16 protein-coding genes are annotated in these 14168 nt (G+C 32.5%); all 16 read right to left on the bottom strand.

The genetic code is table 11. The features are described from left to right. Nucleotides 1-87: 87 nt before the first annotated feature. The 16 genes from galE to HMPREF1518_RS09285 all read right to left on the bottom strand — a co-directional run bounded on the left by galE (nt 88) and on the right by HMPREF1518_RS09285 (nt 14013). Complete coding sequence (galE, locus tag HMPREF1518_RS09365; protein WP_033585729.1) at nt 88-1101, bottom strand: UDP-glucose 4-epimerase GalE; 1014 nt, start codon at nt 1099-1101, stop codon at nt 88-90. Nucleotides 1102-1113: 12 nt separating this feature from the next. Then, nucleotides 1114-2589 carry a UDP-glucose--hexose-1-phosphate uridylyltransferase gene (gene galT / locus HMPREF1518_RS09360; RefSeq protein WP_033585728.1) on the bottom strand — a complete coding sequence of 492 codons (1476 nt, stop codon included), beginning with the start codon at nt 2587-2589 and terminating at the stop codon, nt 1114-1116. A 16-nt stretch (nt 2590-2605) separates the two neighbouring features. Beyond that, a complete protein-coding gene (locus HMPREF1518_RS09355; RefSeq protein ID WP_033585727.1) occupies nt 2606-3244 on the bottom strand; it encodes a phosphate signaling complex PhoU family protein in 639 nt (212 codons plus the stop codon). 82 nt (nt 3245-3326) lie between these two features. After that, nucleotides 3327-4058, bottom strand: a complete 732-nt coding sequence (locus tag HMPREF1518_RS10785; RefSeq protein WP_081730851.1) for a protein phosphatase 2C domain-containing protein — start codon at nt 4056-4058, stop codon at nt 3327-3329. Next, entirely contained in the window at nt 4045-6150 is a 2106-nt protein-coding gene (locus tag HMPREF1518_RS09340; protein ID WP_033585726.1) for a glycosyl hydrolase family 28-related protein, read from the bottom strand. The genes HMPREF1518_RS10785 and HMPREF1518_RS09340 overlap by 14 nt, the downstream gene beginning before the upstream one ends. Nucleotides 6151-6990: 840 nt before the next feature. Continuing rightward, the gene (locus HMPREF1518_RS09335) at nt 6991-7281 is read right to left on the bottom strand and encodes a DUF5960 family protein (RefSeq protein ID WP_033585725.1); all 291 of its coding nucleotides are present in this window, start codon (nt 7279-7281) and stop codon (nt 6991-6993) included. Then, entirely contained in the window at nt 7271-7636 is a 366-nt protein-coding gene (locus HMPREF1518_RS09330; RefSeq protein ID WP_003042877.1) for a hypothetical protein, read from the bottom strand. Before HMPREF1518_RS09330 ends, HMPREF1518_RS09335 begins: the two co-directional genes overlap by 11 nt. Then, nucleotides 7633-9048 carry a Y-family DNA polymerase gene (locus HMPREF1518_RS09325; protein ID WP_033585723.1) on the bottom strand — a complete coding sequence of 472 codons (1416 nt, stop codon included), beginning with the start codon at nt 9046-9048 and terminating at the stop codon, nt 7633-7635. The genes HMPREF1518_RS09330 and HMPREF1518_RS09325 overlap by 4 nt, the downstream gene beginning before the upstream one ends. A 2-nt stretch (nt 9049-9050) precedes the next feature. Further along, the gene (locus HMPREF1518_RS09320; protein ID WP_033585721.1) at nt 9051-9734 is read right to left on the bottom strand and encodes a LexA family transcriptional regulator; all 684 of its coding nucleotides are present in this window, start codon (nt 9732-9734) and stop codon (nt 9051-9053) included. 254 nt (nt 9735-9988) lie between these two features. Beyond that, nucleotides 9989-10759 carry a type II toxin-antitoxin system toxin PezT gene (gene pezT, locus HMPREF1518_RS09315; protein WP_033585719.1) on the bottom strand — a complete coding sequence of 257 codons (771 nt, stop codon included), beginning with the start codon at nt 10757-10759 and terminating at the stop codon, nt 9989-9991. Next, nucleotides 10759-11235, bottom strand: coding sequence for a type II toxin-antitoxin system antitoxin PezA (gene pezA, locus HMPREF1518_RS09310; RefSeq protein ID WP_033585717.1), 477 nt, complete (start codon nt 11233-11235; stop codon nt 10759-10761). Before pezA ends, pezT begins: the two co-directional genes overlap by 1 nt. Nucleotides 11236-11305: 70 nt before the next feature. Continuing rightward, nucleotides 11306-11575 (bottom strand): hypothetical protein, encoded by a 270-nt coding sequence (locus tag HMPREF1518_RS09305; RefSeq protein WP_033585715.1) that lies wholly within the window; start codon nt 11573-11575, stop codon nt 11306-11308. A gap of 37 nt (nt 11576-11612) precedes the next feature. Further along, on the bottom strand, nt 11613-11996 hold the full coding sequence (locus tag HMPREF1518_RS09300; protein WP_001845547.1) for a DUF5945 family protein: 384 nt from the start codon (nt 11994-11996) through the stop codon (nt 11613-11615). Further along, on the bottom strand, nt 11993-12226 hold the full coding sequence (locus HMPREF1518_RS09295) for a DUF5965 family protein (RefSeq protein WP_033585713.1): 234 nt from the start codon (nt 12224-12226) through the stop codon (nt 11993-11995). The genes HMPREF1518_RS09300 and HMPREF1518_RS09295 overlap by 4 nt, the downstream gene beginning before the upstream one ends. 50 nt (nt 12227-12276) lie before the next feature. Continuing rightward, nucleotides 12277-13362, bottom strand: a complete 1086-nt coding sequence (locus tag HMPREF1518_RS09290) for a toprim domain-containing protein (RefSeq protein WP_033585711.1) — start codon at nt 13360-13362, stop codon at nt 12277-12279. A gap of 9 nt (nt 13363-13371) precedes the next feature. Next, nucleotides 13372-14013 carry a hypothetical protein gene (locus tag HMPREF1518_RS09285; protein ID WP_033585709.1) on the bottom strand — a complete coding sequence of 214 codons (642 nt, stop codon included), beginning with the start codon at nt 14011-14013 and terminating at the stop codon, nt 13372-13374. Between the last annotated feature and the right edge of the window lie 155 nt (nt 14014-14168).

Genomic DNA, 14168 nt, shown 5'->3' with positions numbered 1-14168 from the left:
AATGTAATCGTTTACTTTGTCAAGCGCTTTCATTATTTTTTTTTTATTTTTTTATTATATACATATTACAAGACTACTCGAACTTTATTATTTATTGTATCCATTAGGATTTTTTGATTGCCAATTCCATGTATCTCTACACATGTCTTCGACCGTTTTTGTAGTCTTCCAATTTAATTCCTCATACGCCTTATCCGCATTTGCATAACAAGTCGCAACGTCTCCTGATCGTCTTGGAACAATTTTATAAGGAATTGGAACTTTATTGACACTTTCAAATGTATTTACAAGTTGTAATACACTTGTGCCTTCTCCTGAACCAAGGTTATAAATATAAACATCTGTTTTTTCAGATACTTTCTCTAAAGCTTTTATATGCCCTATCGCTAAATCCACTACATGGATATAATCGCGAACACCAGTACCATCTACCGTATCATAATCATCTCCAAAAACACTTAGCTCTGGTCGCTTACCTACCGCTACTTGTGCAATAAAAGGCATTAAGTTGTTAGGAATTCCTGATGGATCTTCTCCAATCAACCCCGAATCATGAGCACCAATCGGATTGAAATAACGAAGCAACGCAATACTCCACTCTGAATCTGCTACATGAACATCTTTTAAAATTTGTTCAAGCATCACTTTTGTGTACCCATACGGATTCGTTGCACTTGTCGGCATCGTCTCAATAAGGGGAGACTGATTGTGAACGCCGTATACAGTCGCACTCGATGAAAACACAATCTTTTTTACATTAAACTCTGACATCACTTCAACAAGAGCTAATGTGCTCATAATATTATTTTCGTAGTACATTACAGGCTTTTGCACGGATTCGCCGACAGCTTTGTATCCTGCAAAATGAATTGCAGCCTCAATAGATTCTTGTTCAAAAACTTTTCTCAATCCTTGTTTATCACAAACATCTAATTCGTAAAACGCAGGACGTTGCCCTGTAATTGCTTCAATACGATCTAATACTAAAATGCTTGAGTTTGAAAGGTTGTCGACAATAACGACTTCCTTACCTAAATTTAGTAATTCTACTGCGGTATGGCTACCAATATAACCAGCTCCGCCTGTTACCAATATTGCCATTTTTACTTCCTCCTAATTAATTCCAACCGATTTAACAAATCTCATAAATGCTTCATGTCCGGTTTGAGTATTCTTATAAACACCTGCATCTTCGAGAACTCTCGCAAATACTTGCCCTACTTCATGTTGAACTACGCTATGAACCTCCTCCTCTTTAAGTCCAGGATATTTTTCTTTCAATTGAACGGCCCATTCTAAATGATAATCAGCAATTGCGTTATCTTTTCCTAAAAGATATTTCTCAACTTCTTCTAACTCTGTTTTCAAACGAGGTGGTAAAATCGCAAGTCCCATCACTTCGATTAACCCAATATTTTCCTTTTTAATATGTTGTACATCTTGATGAGGGTGGTAAACACCATCTGGGTATTGTTTAGTAGTATGGTTATCTCTCAGAACAATATCCAGTTCATATCTTCCATCCACTTTACGAGCAATAGGAGTCACCGTATGGTGTGGAATATCTTCAGTCTTAGCAATGATGTCTACTTCTAAATCTGAATATTCTCTCCAGATATTTAGTATTTTAGTAGCTAATTCTACCAAACGATTTTTATTTTCACCTTGTAGCCTAATCACTGACATCGGCCATTTTACAATACCTGCTTTAACATCCTCAAAGTCTTTAAAAAGAAATTCTCTCTCAAATTTTGCTTTTTCCATTGGGAAAATATGTTTTCCTCCCTGGTAGTGATTATGACTAAGAATAGAACCTCCTGAGATAGGAAGATCAGAATTTGAACCAGCAAAATACCCTGGTAAAATATCAACAATCTCCAATAATTGTTCAAATGTTTTGGACGTAATAGCCATTGGTACATGTTGACTATTCAAGAATATCGCATGCTCATTAAAATATGAGTATGGGGAATACTGGAAACCCCATACTTCGTCTCCCAGTTCCAACCGAATAATTCTATGATTTGCACGTGCTGGATAATTTATTCTCCCCTGATAACCTTCATTTTCCATACAAAGTAAACATTTTGGATAATTAGATGACTTTACCAATTTCTCTGCCGCGATTGTTTTCGGATCTTTTTCCGGTTTTGATAAATTGATTGTAATTTCAAGTGAACCATAATTAGTTTCAGTATGAAAAGCTATATTTTTAGCGATAGCTGACAATTTAATATAGTCGCTATCTTTACTTAACTGATAGAACTCTTCAACTGCTTCCTGTGGCGAAACATCATATGAACTCCAAAAAATATCATTAAGGCGACTTGGTAATGGAACGATAAAATTCATCAGCTCTGCACCTAAACATTCCTTTGCCTCAGCTAAATCAGCAATTTTACCATTCTTTAAAGCTATTTCTACTAAATTGTCTTTTAATTTTTTAAGATCACTCTCATTTGAAATCTTATCAGTTCCTTCTTCACCGATTAAAGCCAATATTCTATTTTTTATATATATTTGGTCCATCGATTTATAAATTCCATATTCAATAATTTTATTAGCAAAATTATCTACTATTGTCTGCATATATACTCCTCTTTAACTATAATACTCCAATTTCCTGATAATCTAACCATTTATAAATAGATTGTGTTGTATGGGATATCTTATCAAGAATATTAATAACTTCTAAAAATACAATAGCTTCATCAACATTTGAGAATTCAATAAGAAAGTTCTCTACTACTTTGTCTCCTAGTTTTTGACATAGACCAGATATCAACTTACATTTTTTATTATAGTCATATACGTCAGGTTCATAGTTTCTATTCTTATACCATGTTAGAGTTTTCTTTAAGTGATCCCCTATAATAAAATGTATTTTTAGCATTTCATAAAATAATGGTCCCCATTCATGCATTGTATGAATATTTTTTAAATTCTTAACTATTTCAATGATTCGATCACCAATACGTTCAATATCTGTGGATAATTTTACTATAGTTATAATTCTTCTCAAATCAACAGAAACAGGATGTTGTAAACAGATGAGTTCAATACCTTTCATATCTATTGTAACAACTGCTTCATTAATAACTAAATCATTATCTATAATACTTTGTTTTTGAACTTCGGTTAAGTCATCAAATATAATTTCATATTTTTTTATTATAGAAATCCATATATCTTCTAGATTATTAGACAACTCAATAATTTCATTGTCAAAATGCTTTCTCAACATTATCTAACCTCAATAATCAATTGCACTATAAAGAACTCGTATAGATAACTGTCTTTATAGTTCATCATATGATGAAATTATTTTAAACATCAATTATCAAAATACTTGCATCATCTTTTTTACCATAAATAGGATCAATATTTGTAGATTCTTTTCTCATTTCAATTAACTCTCCAAAATTGTAGCCTGAATTTTGAGTATAAAAATCGTAAAAACCATCAGTCATTAAAACAATATGATTACTAGTTACTTCCAAACTACCATTGATAACATGATTTATACTACTTTTGTCTAGTGAACCTATCCAATATCCATCTGGTTTATTAGCTAGCTTCCTAATATTTTGTAATATAGTCTTTTTATCAGCTTCATCATTAGATTTGATTGCAAATTTTCCTTGCTCAAAAAGACAATCTACTCTATGATCTGTAATCACTTGATTGTTGACTATCATAACACAATCGCCAATCATTATGTATTCTAATTTTAAACCAGATAATTTCGCAAAAATAAAGGCAAAAGTTGGTAACTGGTAATAATCATCAAACTCACACTTATCTATCTCTATTATTTTTCTAACGTCATCTAAAGCAAGCTCGAAAATTTTCTTCAATGATAAAGAATCGTTACAATACTGCTTGAGACACTCAGAAATAAGATGAGATACTTCCGAAACTGAATAACCTATAGAGTCTTTTGAATTAAATAAATCTGTTGCTCCATCTATAATCCAGAAATATTGATTTTTGTAATCTACGCTATCTTCGTTCTCTTTAGCACTACCTTGTATTGAGCAAATTCTATCTATCTTCATAACGACGTTTTAAACTCCATTGTCCAAATAGAAGGCAAATTCCAATAATAGTTAAAAGCAACTCAACCATTTTATTTAATCCAGTTTTTGGTAATGCATGTTGATTATTTTTTGTCTTAACTACTTCACTAACATTAGTTACGTCATATTGTTTTTGTGAAATTTCTCCTGTTACTACATTACCTGAATCATGATTTGATTTTTCAATTTTATCATCTACACTATTTACTAAGTAATTATTAGCTAAATTATTTTTGTTTTCAGCTACAGGTTTTATTTCCTCTACATGCTTATCTGAGTGGTTGTCTGAGTGATTACCTGAATTTTGCGAAAAGATTTTATAACTTTCATTCTCAGTTATAATATTAAAATCACCGACACTATTATTTGTGTCTGAGCTGGTCCCATTAAAATCAGTTTTAAGTAAAGAAACATGATTTCCTGTTAAATTGGAAAGTTGATTATTTAGGACAGTGATAGTTCCAGCGGATTCTTCAATTACGATTCCGTCTTTACCTCCCGAGATGATATTATCAGATACTACCAAATTGTTGCTGACTCTTAATAATTCAATATTTGGCTGTTCTGTATTTTGCGAATTATTATGAATGATATTCTTTGTTACAGTAATATCAGTTACTTTTCCAAGATAATCTGCACTATCTTTTGCAACACGTATTGCTTTTGTTTTAGCATCAGCAATATTAAATACATTTTCAGTAATAGTCACATGTTTATTCAGATCTAATACGTCTTTAACATTTTTATAACTATAAGCATTAACTAAAGCAGCACCATTTTCACGATAGTGTTCACTTTCCTCTTTAGTTTTCTTATCAAACCTATTTCCTTTTATTAAAATATCAGTAAATCCTGTAAAGCGAACGCCCGCATACATCATATTATCAAAATGATTATTTAGAATTTTAATATTTGAAGGATTTTCAGTTGTTGCAGTTTGATAATGTGTCCCAATTGCAGTTACTAATTCACCTGATTTTTCACTTTTACCAAAATATGAATTTTGAATAGTAACATTTTCAGATTTTTTCCCATCATCATTCAAAGCATAAGGAAAACCTTTTCTAGTTAATGGTTCAATCTGAATACTCTCCTTACTTATAATTTGCCCATCTTTCATAGTTTTAGGTAAAGCTTGACCAAGAAAACGAGAATTATCGACTAATACATTTTTCGAACCTGCAATTTGAATAGCATGCCCTTGATAACTATCCTTGAATGTTACATTTTTTATAGTTACGTTATTTGAATTCCCAATAGCAAATGCACCTGAAGAATTTATAAGTGGTAGATTTTTTGCTTTAGTTCCTTCTTCATTCAAAGCACCGTTCATATCAATAGTACCACCAGAATAACTAATATCTTCTGTTGGGGCCCATTCTACTTGCGCACCATCATCCGTAAATAAACCTGTCATGAATACAATAGAAGGATGATTTTTGATATTGATACCATTTAATATGGTAGCTTTTTCATGTACTTCTAGGTGTGTATGACTTCTCAAAAAGACAATCTCTTTAACTAAATAAGTCCCCTCAGGAAAATATACTTTCCCTCCACCTAATCCTTTAGCAGCTGCATCTATTGTATCCTGAATTGCTTGTCGGTCATCATTAACCCCATCGCCTACTGCACCATAATCTTTTACATTTAAAGCAATTTTTTCAAAATCTTTTTTTATAGTGCTATCATTTACAATATCTTCTTTATTGTTCTTACTTTCATTATTAGATTTTTCTATAGATTCAACTGTTTTATTATCTTGTGAATCAGAATGAATAGTATCTTTAGAGTTATCACGATTAACACTTGACAAACTATCTAAATTATTAGTAGATGAATTAGTATCGATACTTCCAATAGAATCATTATTAGAAATATTTTGAGAGTAACCTAAATCATTAGTAGTTACATTAGAAATCTCTTTTGTATCAATCTGTGGTGTAGTAGTGCCAACTTCATCAGCTAAAATACTTTGGCTTCCCAAAATTGAAATAGCCAATAAAACTGAGCATGTTCCAACTTTCAATTTACGAATGCTAAATACTTCATTATGAAAAATGTGTTTCATAAAGACCTCCAATATTTTTATTTATTTACAATTTATTATTACTTTTCTTAAAATTGATAAAATGACACCGCTGTCATTATCTTTATAATATATTTTAAAATTTGAATTGTCAAGAAATAACACAACAAAAGACAATATTTTTGAAAACGCAATCATCTAATGAATTATATATCCAAACTATACACCATTAATATTCCAAACATTTCTAGTTTGAGATAATAGTTTCATTGTTTCAAAGATAAAATCTTCTAAATTATCACTAAATTCTATTTAATAAAAGTCGTAATCTTTTAATTATAATTTAAAATCATGATCACCCATCAAACAGGTGGTCTGTACCAGAGCTATAAGTTCAGATTACCAGCTAGCGTCTTAAGACGCTGGCTTTCACTATGTGACTATTAGTCCGTCTCACACCTAGCGGAGCGAGACGGACTAATAGTCACATAAAAAGAACGATTGGTAAAAAGTCTTTAAAATCAAAAAACGCATATTATCAGGTATCTAAAACCTTAATAATATGCATTCTTGTGGAAAGATTTACTTCATTTTTTCTTTAAATTGAGTTTTACCCAGCCTCCAGTATTGTTATAGAATTACTTGGAGTCCTAATTTTTCCTTTATAATCATGTCAAACGAAATAGTTAATTCATCACCTCCTATTATTCTTTGGATGTTGTCAATATTAGTATGATATAGTTTTTAATTATAGTATTAAAACAGTCGTGATATTTTTTAATTTATTTATTCAACTACTATATTTCTTGTTTCACAATTAAAATTATTTTATTAATCTTTAATTTTATCTATTGATTTTTGTTTTCAATTGTTCAATAATTTTCATAAACTAAAGCAATGTCTCTGATATTCATACTGCCTAATCCCACTACTATCTTTATTCATCTTGATAGAAAAAACAAAGTAATGGTCCCGACAGTCTAAAGATTTACTTTTGTTTAGTTTAAAATAATGTTTTTGAGACATAGCCATTGTACGTAAAATATCATCGGTAATAAATGTTAATGGTATGTCTAAAGCAGAATACTTATAAAAATCTGACTCAAACCTTAAATAAGAATCAGAAAAATAGTCCAGCTGCAATTTATCGTCATATAATTCTTTACGATTCATGTAACCCCTCACCTTCTATCTGGATATCAAGTATATCTAACCATTCTAATCGAAGAAATCCAATGTCTGATTTTATAGATATAAACTCTTTCCCAATTTCTTTAACAATACCCGATACTACTTTTCTTCTATTTGAGTGCTTCAAAATAAACGTTGCAGGGAATGTATTCGTATAAAGTTGACGAACAAGTAAAACTTTCTCTTCCATTGATAAAGTAATTGAGACATCTTCTTTATTTTTTTCTTCCCAAAGAGAACTTGAATGTTCTGACAAAAAGAATCCCATCCACTTAGCCATCCCACGATCTTGATACTCTCTTGCAGATAAAAACGGCAAATAAGACCGATTCATCATTTTAACCCATCTAATCCTCCAGCTGAATGACCACCAATGAGTTTACTTCTTGCAATTGTTCTAGAAGCCTGATCCAGGGCATTTCCTTTCAATAGTGAAGTAAAACCAAATTCTGTTCGAATAGCATCAATTGCGGACTGGAGCCTTTCTTCTTTTTCTATTTTCTCAATATTATCAAACAATGAAATAAACCCAAAGGATTCATCTACTAAACCAGAATAATTAACCGCAACATTCCTAATAGCTCCTGAAGTATATTTAGTATGAAATAACTTTAAAACGTAGTTTGTAAGTAGTGCTGTTTGATTGGTCGGCTCAATCTTCATTTGAGTATGAATAGATCGTTTCTGTTCCACTTTAGAGTAGCCTAAGTGTATAGAAACGACTGTTGCTTTTTTACCTGCTCTTCTCAATCTAACCGCAACTTGTTCTGCCATTTCACGAAGTATAATTTCAATATCTCTTTGCTTTACATAATCTCTAGGTAAAACTTGCGAGTTCCCTATCCCTTTTGACTTCGGCTTATAAGGTTTATGAACATTACTTTCATCAATCCCATTAGCATGAAACCATAACTCTAATCCCATGATGCCAAGCTCTTTTTTAATCAAGTCAGGATTAGCCTGTGCCAATTCTTTAATCGAAAAGATACTTAGATTATGCAATCTCTTCTCCATTCGATTTCCAATTCCCCAGAAATCTGTCATTTTAGGAATAGTCCATACTTTCTTTTCGACATCCTCATAGGACCAATTGGCTCTCATTGTCGGAGTTTTTTTAGCTTCATTATCTAGTGCTAACTTAGCTAATAAGGGATTGGAATTAGACATGCCTACAGTTGAATAGATTCCAGTTTTTCTCCAAATCTTTTTTTGAATAGCAGCCGAAATAATATCTAATTTATCTTTCCTACTAATACTTTTATCAGGTACAAAATAATTTAATGAACTTGTTAAATCAATAAATCCTTCATCAATTGAATAGGGATAAATATCGTCTAGTGCTGCAAAATCTTGAAAGATTTTTTGAATATCCATATTGACAGCAATATAAGTATCCATTCTCGGAGGAACAATCACTGTTGATTTTGCCCATTCTTCTATATAATGGACATAGTCTATTGTTGTCGGTAAACCTTGCTTTCTAGCATTATAGTAAGAGAATTTGCGAGTCTTTACATCAAATGGTAAATCATAGGAACGTCCAACATTTGATTTCCCAAAGACCTTTTTAAACATAGGAGAGGATGCAAGAATTAAACCAGCAGAATTATCTGCACGACTCATAACACAAAGCGAAGTCTTAAGTGGGTGTAATCCTCTATCTACACATTCTACACTTGCGTAAAAAGATTTCATATCAATAAAGGCAATGTCACTTTGAGGTTCGAGACTATAATCAAACCAACTCATACTTAGTCCTCTAAAGGCATAAAGTTCCCAACTATTTTCCCTATAATGCGAGGATTCTCATCATAAGGCGCAAACTTATCTGAATAGTTCCGATTGAGTGAAACTAAACGAAGCCCATTTTCTTCACGATACACTTTCTTAATATAGGTTTGACCATCCCAATCTATGGCATAGATAGCCCCGTCATAATCAAATCCAGTTTGCTTAATAAGGGCTACAGAACCATTTTCATATGTCGGTTCCATTGAATTTCCAAACACCCATGATGCAAAGTCATAATCAAATTGATGATTAAAATAAACTGTATCGTAATTACCATCATCAAAATAAGCTGTTCCTGTACCAGCTGATAATTTTTCGTAAACTTTATAAGCAAAACGCTCAGGAATGTCTACAACCTTCGCATTCTGTTTGTTCAACAGTTCTGTAGCATAATGAAGTGTTGCTTTTTGATTCTTTTTAGTTAGCTTGAGATAGGTTTCAACTATTTCATACTCTGATTCAAAATATCGAGGGTCTACATTTAAAATCTGGCTCAACCTACTTAGATTGTTTTGATTAGGTTTTGTTTTACCCGCTTCCCAATTAAAGTATGAGGCTCTACTAATTCCCAAACTAGAGGCAAGTTGAGATTGAGACAATCCTTGGCTTTCTCTTTTTTCTTTTAATTTAGTAGGTGAAAACATCTTTTCTCCTTTGTAAGTTTATTAGCTAACAAAAGAATACCATAGCTAATTGAAAAAATCAAGAGTTTAATAAGCACCTAGATTTAAATTAATCATAAACTATGCTGAATTCGTACTTATATTGTTAAGAAATCATCACTGAAGAAAGAATATAACTTTTAAAAAAAGATGAAGAGCAAGCAAATAGAGAATATAAAAAAGGATCGTTATTTTTTAATTGACGATCCAATAGACTTTATTTTAAAATTCTAACTCTAACAACCATTTCGATTAGTTAAATCTTTCAATCTTTCTTCTCCAGATTTAAGCATCTCTTTCTCCACTTGATTCCATTCTCCAAATAGTAAATCATGAAGAACGGTTGCTGCTGAAGTTGTATTTTCTCTCGAATCATATACACAACTTCTATCTCGTTGGTAAATTTTAATTCTTTCAAAGATAGCTAGTTCTTCCAATTGCAGTGTATTATCAACTAAATGATTTACAATGAAATCATGATGTTCTTTTGGAGTTGCGCGTGCTTGATTTGGATTGATAGCGTACAGTTCTTCGTATCGGATAAGAGTGCTCAGATAGGACAGCTTAGGCTTTGTCGCAATCAAGGCTAATTGTACTTCATATCCCTCACTCTTCAAGAGTTTTGCTGTTTTCTTTGGAACATCAATTGTCCGTAAAGTTCCCTCAATCAAAAGATTGTATCCCAAATGACTCAATTCTCTTACTAAAGACTCTACCATTTTTCCTGCAAAATCTTTGGTGTATTCTACACTGTCTTTGCCATATTCTTGCTGCAGTTCTAAATAGTGTGGATGCTGAGAACGAAAACTATCACCATCTATGATAACAATATTTCCTTGAAATTCTTTCTGTTTAATACGATGAATTGTAGTCTTACCGGCACCACTTTGCCCTCCAAGCAAAATCGCTATAGGTTGCTTACTGGACTTTTTTCCTCTCGTCAGTGAACGAAGATTCCGTGCTAGAGCATGTTTGAATTCACTATCAGTATAATCTTGGATATCCATTAGGCTACCATCCGTTTTTCAGATATCTCTAACATACGTTCAATTCCATCCAAATAGCCGCTATACCTCTCTATTTCATCAAAAGTTTCTACTAAATAGATATTCGTATGAATCAAATCAGATAGATCATCACTCATTAAAATCCAAGGATTAGATTCATCATCAATGCTAATTCCCTGACTATCTTGATAACGATAGAGTCGAGATAATAGACTAGCACCTCTTTCTTTCACAATTTCAATTTTTAAAGTCAATTCATAATCTTCAACAGGATTGAGCATTTTATCTTCTCCTACAATATCGACATAAGATACATTAAACTTCTGACAAATGATATCTATTAGTTCTGTAGAGACTGAACTAGTTCCATTTTCATAACGACTCAGACTATTTCGTGAAATACCTACAATCCGTGCAAATTCGGGTTGTGTTAAGTCATGTGTTTTACGTAAGGATTTTATGTTCTTTCCAATCATGGCAAACTCCTTTATTTTTATAATTCCATTATAGCATAAAAAAGCAAAACGCACCAAAAATGGTGCGTTATTAACTATTTTTCCTAAACCTCTCTAAATTCTTCTCCAATTGTTCCTTATGAAGTTGATTCTTAGCTTCCTTTAATGTGTCCTCCAAAGTTTCTTCTCTGTAAGTTGCTTCTGTTTTTAGTTGTTGTGATTCTTGATTTGGAGTGAAAATGATATCTATCAGTCGGTCTATTTTTTCAAGATCTTGGACAGACATATCAGATAGTCTATGAATTAGCTTCTTAAATACGTCACTATTGTCTTGGTTTTTCTTAAAAAGTTTTGTAAACATCTATAACCTCTCAAAAAAAGCAGCCTCTTAGGACTGCTTAGTGTAATTCGGAAATCGCATCATAAATGGACTGCAATTTCTTATTGTCTTTATTCTTTGTGTCGATCAACGTATGTAGCTCTTCAATTTTCTTTTGACTACTTTCAATATCGCTATTGTTATCCGCAATCAGCCTTTTAAGATGTTGCTGATAACTTGTAGTGATATCTGTCTCTTTTCCTGTTCTGACCTCTGTAACTTTGGGTTTAGAACTAGAATTTGATTCCGTCACAGGTGCTTGTTTGCGCTTTTGAAAAGCTGCTTCATAATTTACATCATTACCTCCTTGATGATTTCCAAATAAGGCCGCAATTTTATCTGGATCTTCTTGATTTTCTGATTTACTTTCTAATGGTTGATTAAAATTCCAATCTTTTGTCATTCACTCATTTTATCCTTTCTAAATTCAGAATCATCGAATTGTCTTTCTCTACCGAAGGCATGGTCAAGAGCTTCTTCAAAACTCATGTGACTAATGCTTTGACGCCTTTTGAACGTCGCAAACATCGCTGTCTCCAGTTGCTCTTTGTAAGCAGCGAGTTTTTCTGTCTCTCTTGCTACCTTACTTTCTTGCCTAGTGACCTTTTCTTCTAAGCGTTCAATAATGGTCATATACTATCCTCCTTCATTCTAATATTAGCTAAAACATCTTGATTTTGTTATCACAATTCTAAACATTGAGAGGTTTGTCTTACTGGTTGATTCCTCAATGTCTCTTTTGCATTCTCGATCATCAATTGTAAATCTGATTTCTTTTCTCGAAGAATATCGTTCCAGTCTCTTTTTTCTTTCCCAGATTCATTATCAGGTAAATCCAGTAAAACAGGAAATCCTGATCTAGATAACTTATCAGAAAAATCTTTACCTGCATCATCACAATCTACTGCCAGGGTCAATAAATCAGGATGATTATTAAAATAGCTGGTGGTATCACGAATTGTATTGATCAAAGGCAATAATTTTGAAGGTATTACTGTATCTAAAAATTCCAACTTCTGATTTTCTTCAGCTATCAGTCGTAAAGTTTGATAAGCAACAACGGACCTTTTTAATCCCTCCATAGATACCAAACGAACATCAGATAGACTTTGTTGATGAAGTTCGTAATAGCTCATCAAGTCGATGAACGATTCACAAAAGACCAGTCTATTTGGTTTACCAATGTCAAAGGATATTCCAATATGTCCATGGCTTCCTTTTAGAATCGTTTTTAACCTCTTTCTAGAAAGAGCGGGATTCTTATAAATCCCTTGTAGGCTTGCTGCCTGCAGTTTGTGTCGATGATCAAAGCTTTTAAAAACAATAACAGGTTCAACAGTTTCATTTGTTTTCCAAGTGGCTTGTGACATCAAACCTTGTTGAATCATCTTTTGTATGATTTCTTCTGAAATTCCTCTACATTCTGTTAAATAATATCTGGCCAGACTACAGTTAGAATCTTCTATTCTCTTTAAAGGGTAATAAAATGGTCTCTCTCTTTTTTCTTGAACAGCTTCTTTTTGAAAAGGTTCTTCAGAAAGAAAGGCTAGAGCTTCTTTAAAGGAAATTCCCTTAACAAGTCGAACAAAATCAATGACATCACCTTGAATATCTCTTGAAAACCATTTAAAAGTATTGGTAGTTGAAAAAATCCGGAATGAATCGTGTTCAGGATGTTCATAGACACTGCTCGAAACTTGTTTAAAGGAGATCCCCAAACGATTGGCTACATCAAGAATTGAAATTTGCTTACATTCTTCTATTTCCATGCAATATCATCATTTTGTTGTAGTATTTGGCAGTGATGGAACAGATGAGGATTCTTCCAAAGTTTTGGGAGTGGCCTTATCCAAATCATCTAACCCAGATTTCCAAACCTGTACTTGATTGACCAATAACTTACCTGGTAGTTTCGAATAAGACAACTTAACCGTTCTGGTTTCTGTCTGATTGGTCTTTGATTGGTTGGCATTCTTTAAATCAGATACATAGGTTACATTATAAGAGACCATGGCAATGGCTTGATTCGTAGTCTGATTGACAAAGATATCTGCTTTTTCAAAATGATAATCCAAAATATAGTCCTTATAAACTTGGTTCATGGCATCATTTTGACTTGACAATTCTTGAGAATAAGCCGATTCAGTCATATAAGGTTGAATACGTGTATTATTTTCTCCGAGCTTTTCTTTCGTATAGTACTGCGTCAAAAATTCTTTTACAGTATCCGATGACAAAATGCTGGCTTTATCTTCTGCTTGTTTGTCCTCTACAAGTTTAGCTGCAACCAATTCGATTTCTTTGCGACTTTGTTTAGCAGTAGAATGTTGACCAGCAGTATATCCCATCATGAGAATAAAGCTAGTTGCAGCCACTGCTCCGACACTAATTAAGGCTTTAGTTTTGACTTTATTTAACATCTTAGACCTTCTTTCTATAAAAACTAGGTCAAGAATAACAAAAAGGACTTGTAAGTTTTATCACACCACAACGAAAGGTGATTCCTACATTTCAGGCGCAAAATCGTACAGTTCAGAGAAAAATATCAAAATTAGCTGTCTTCAGTTTATAATAT

It is taken from the genome of Streptococcus sp. SR1, from assembly GCF_000526075.1.
Lineage (GTDB): Bacteria > Bacillota > Bacilli > Lactobacillales > Streptococcaceae > Streptococcus > Streptococcus halitosis.
This window is presented reverse-complemented; position numbering and strand designations above follow the sequence as displayed.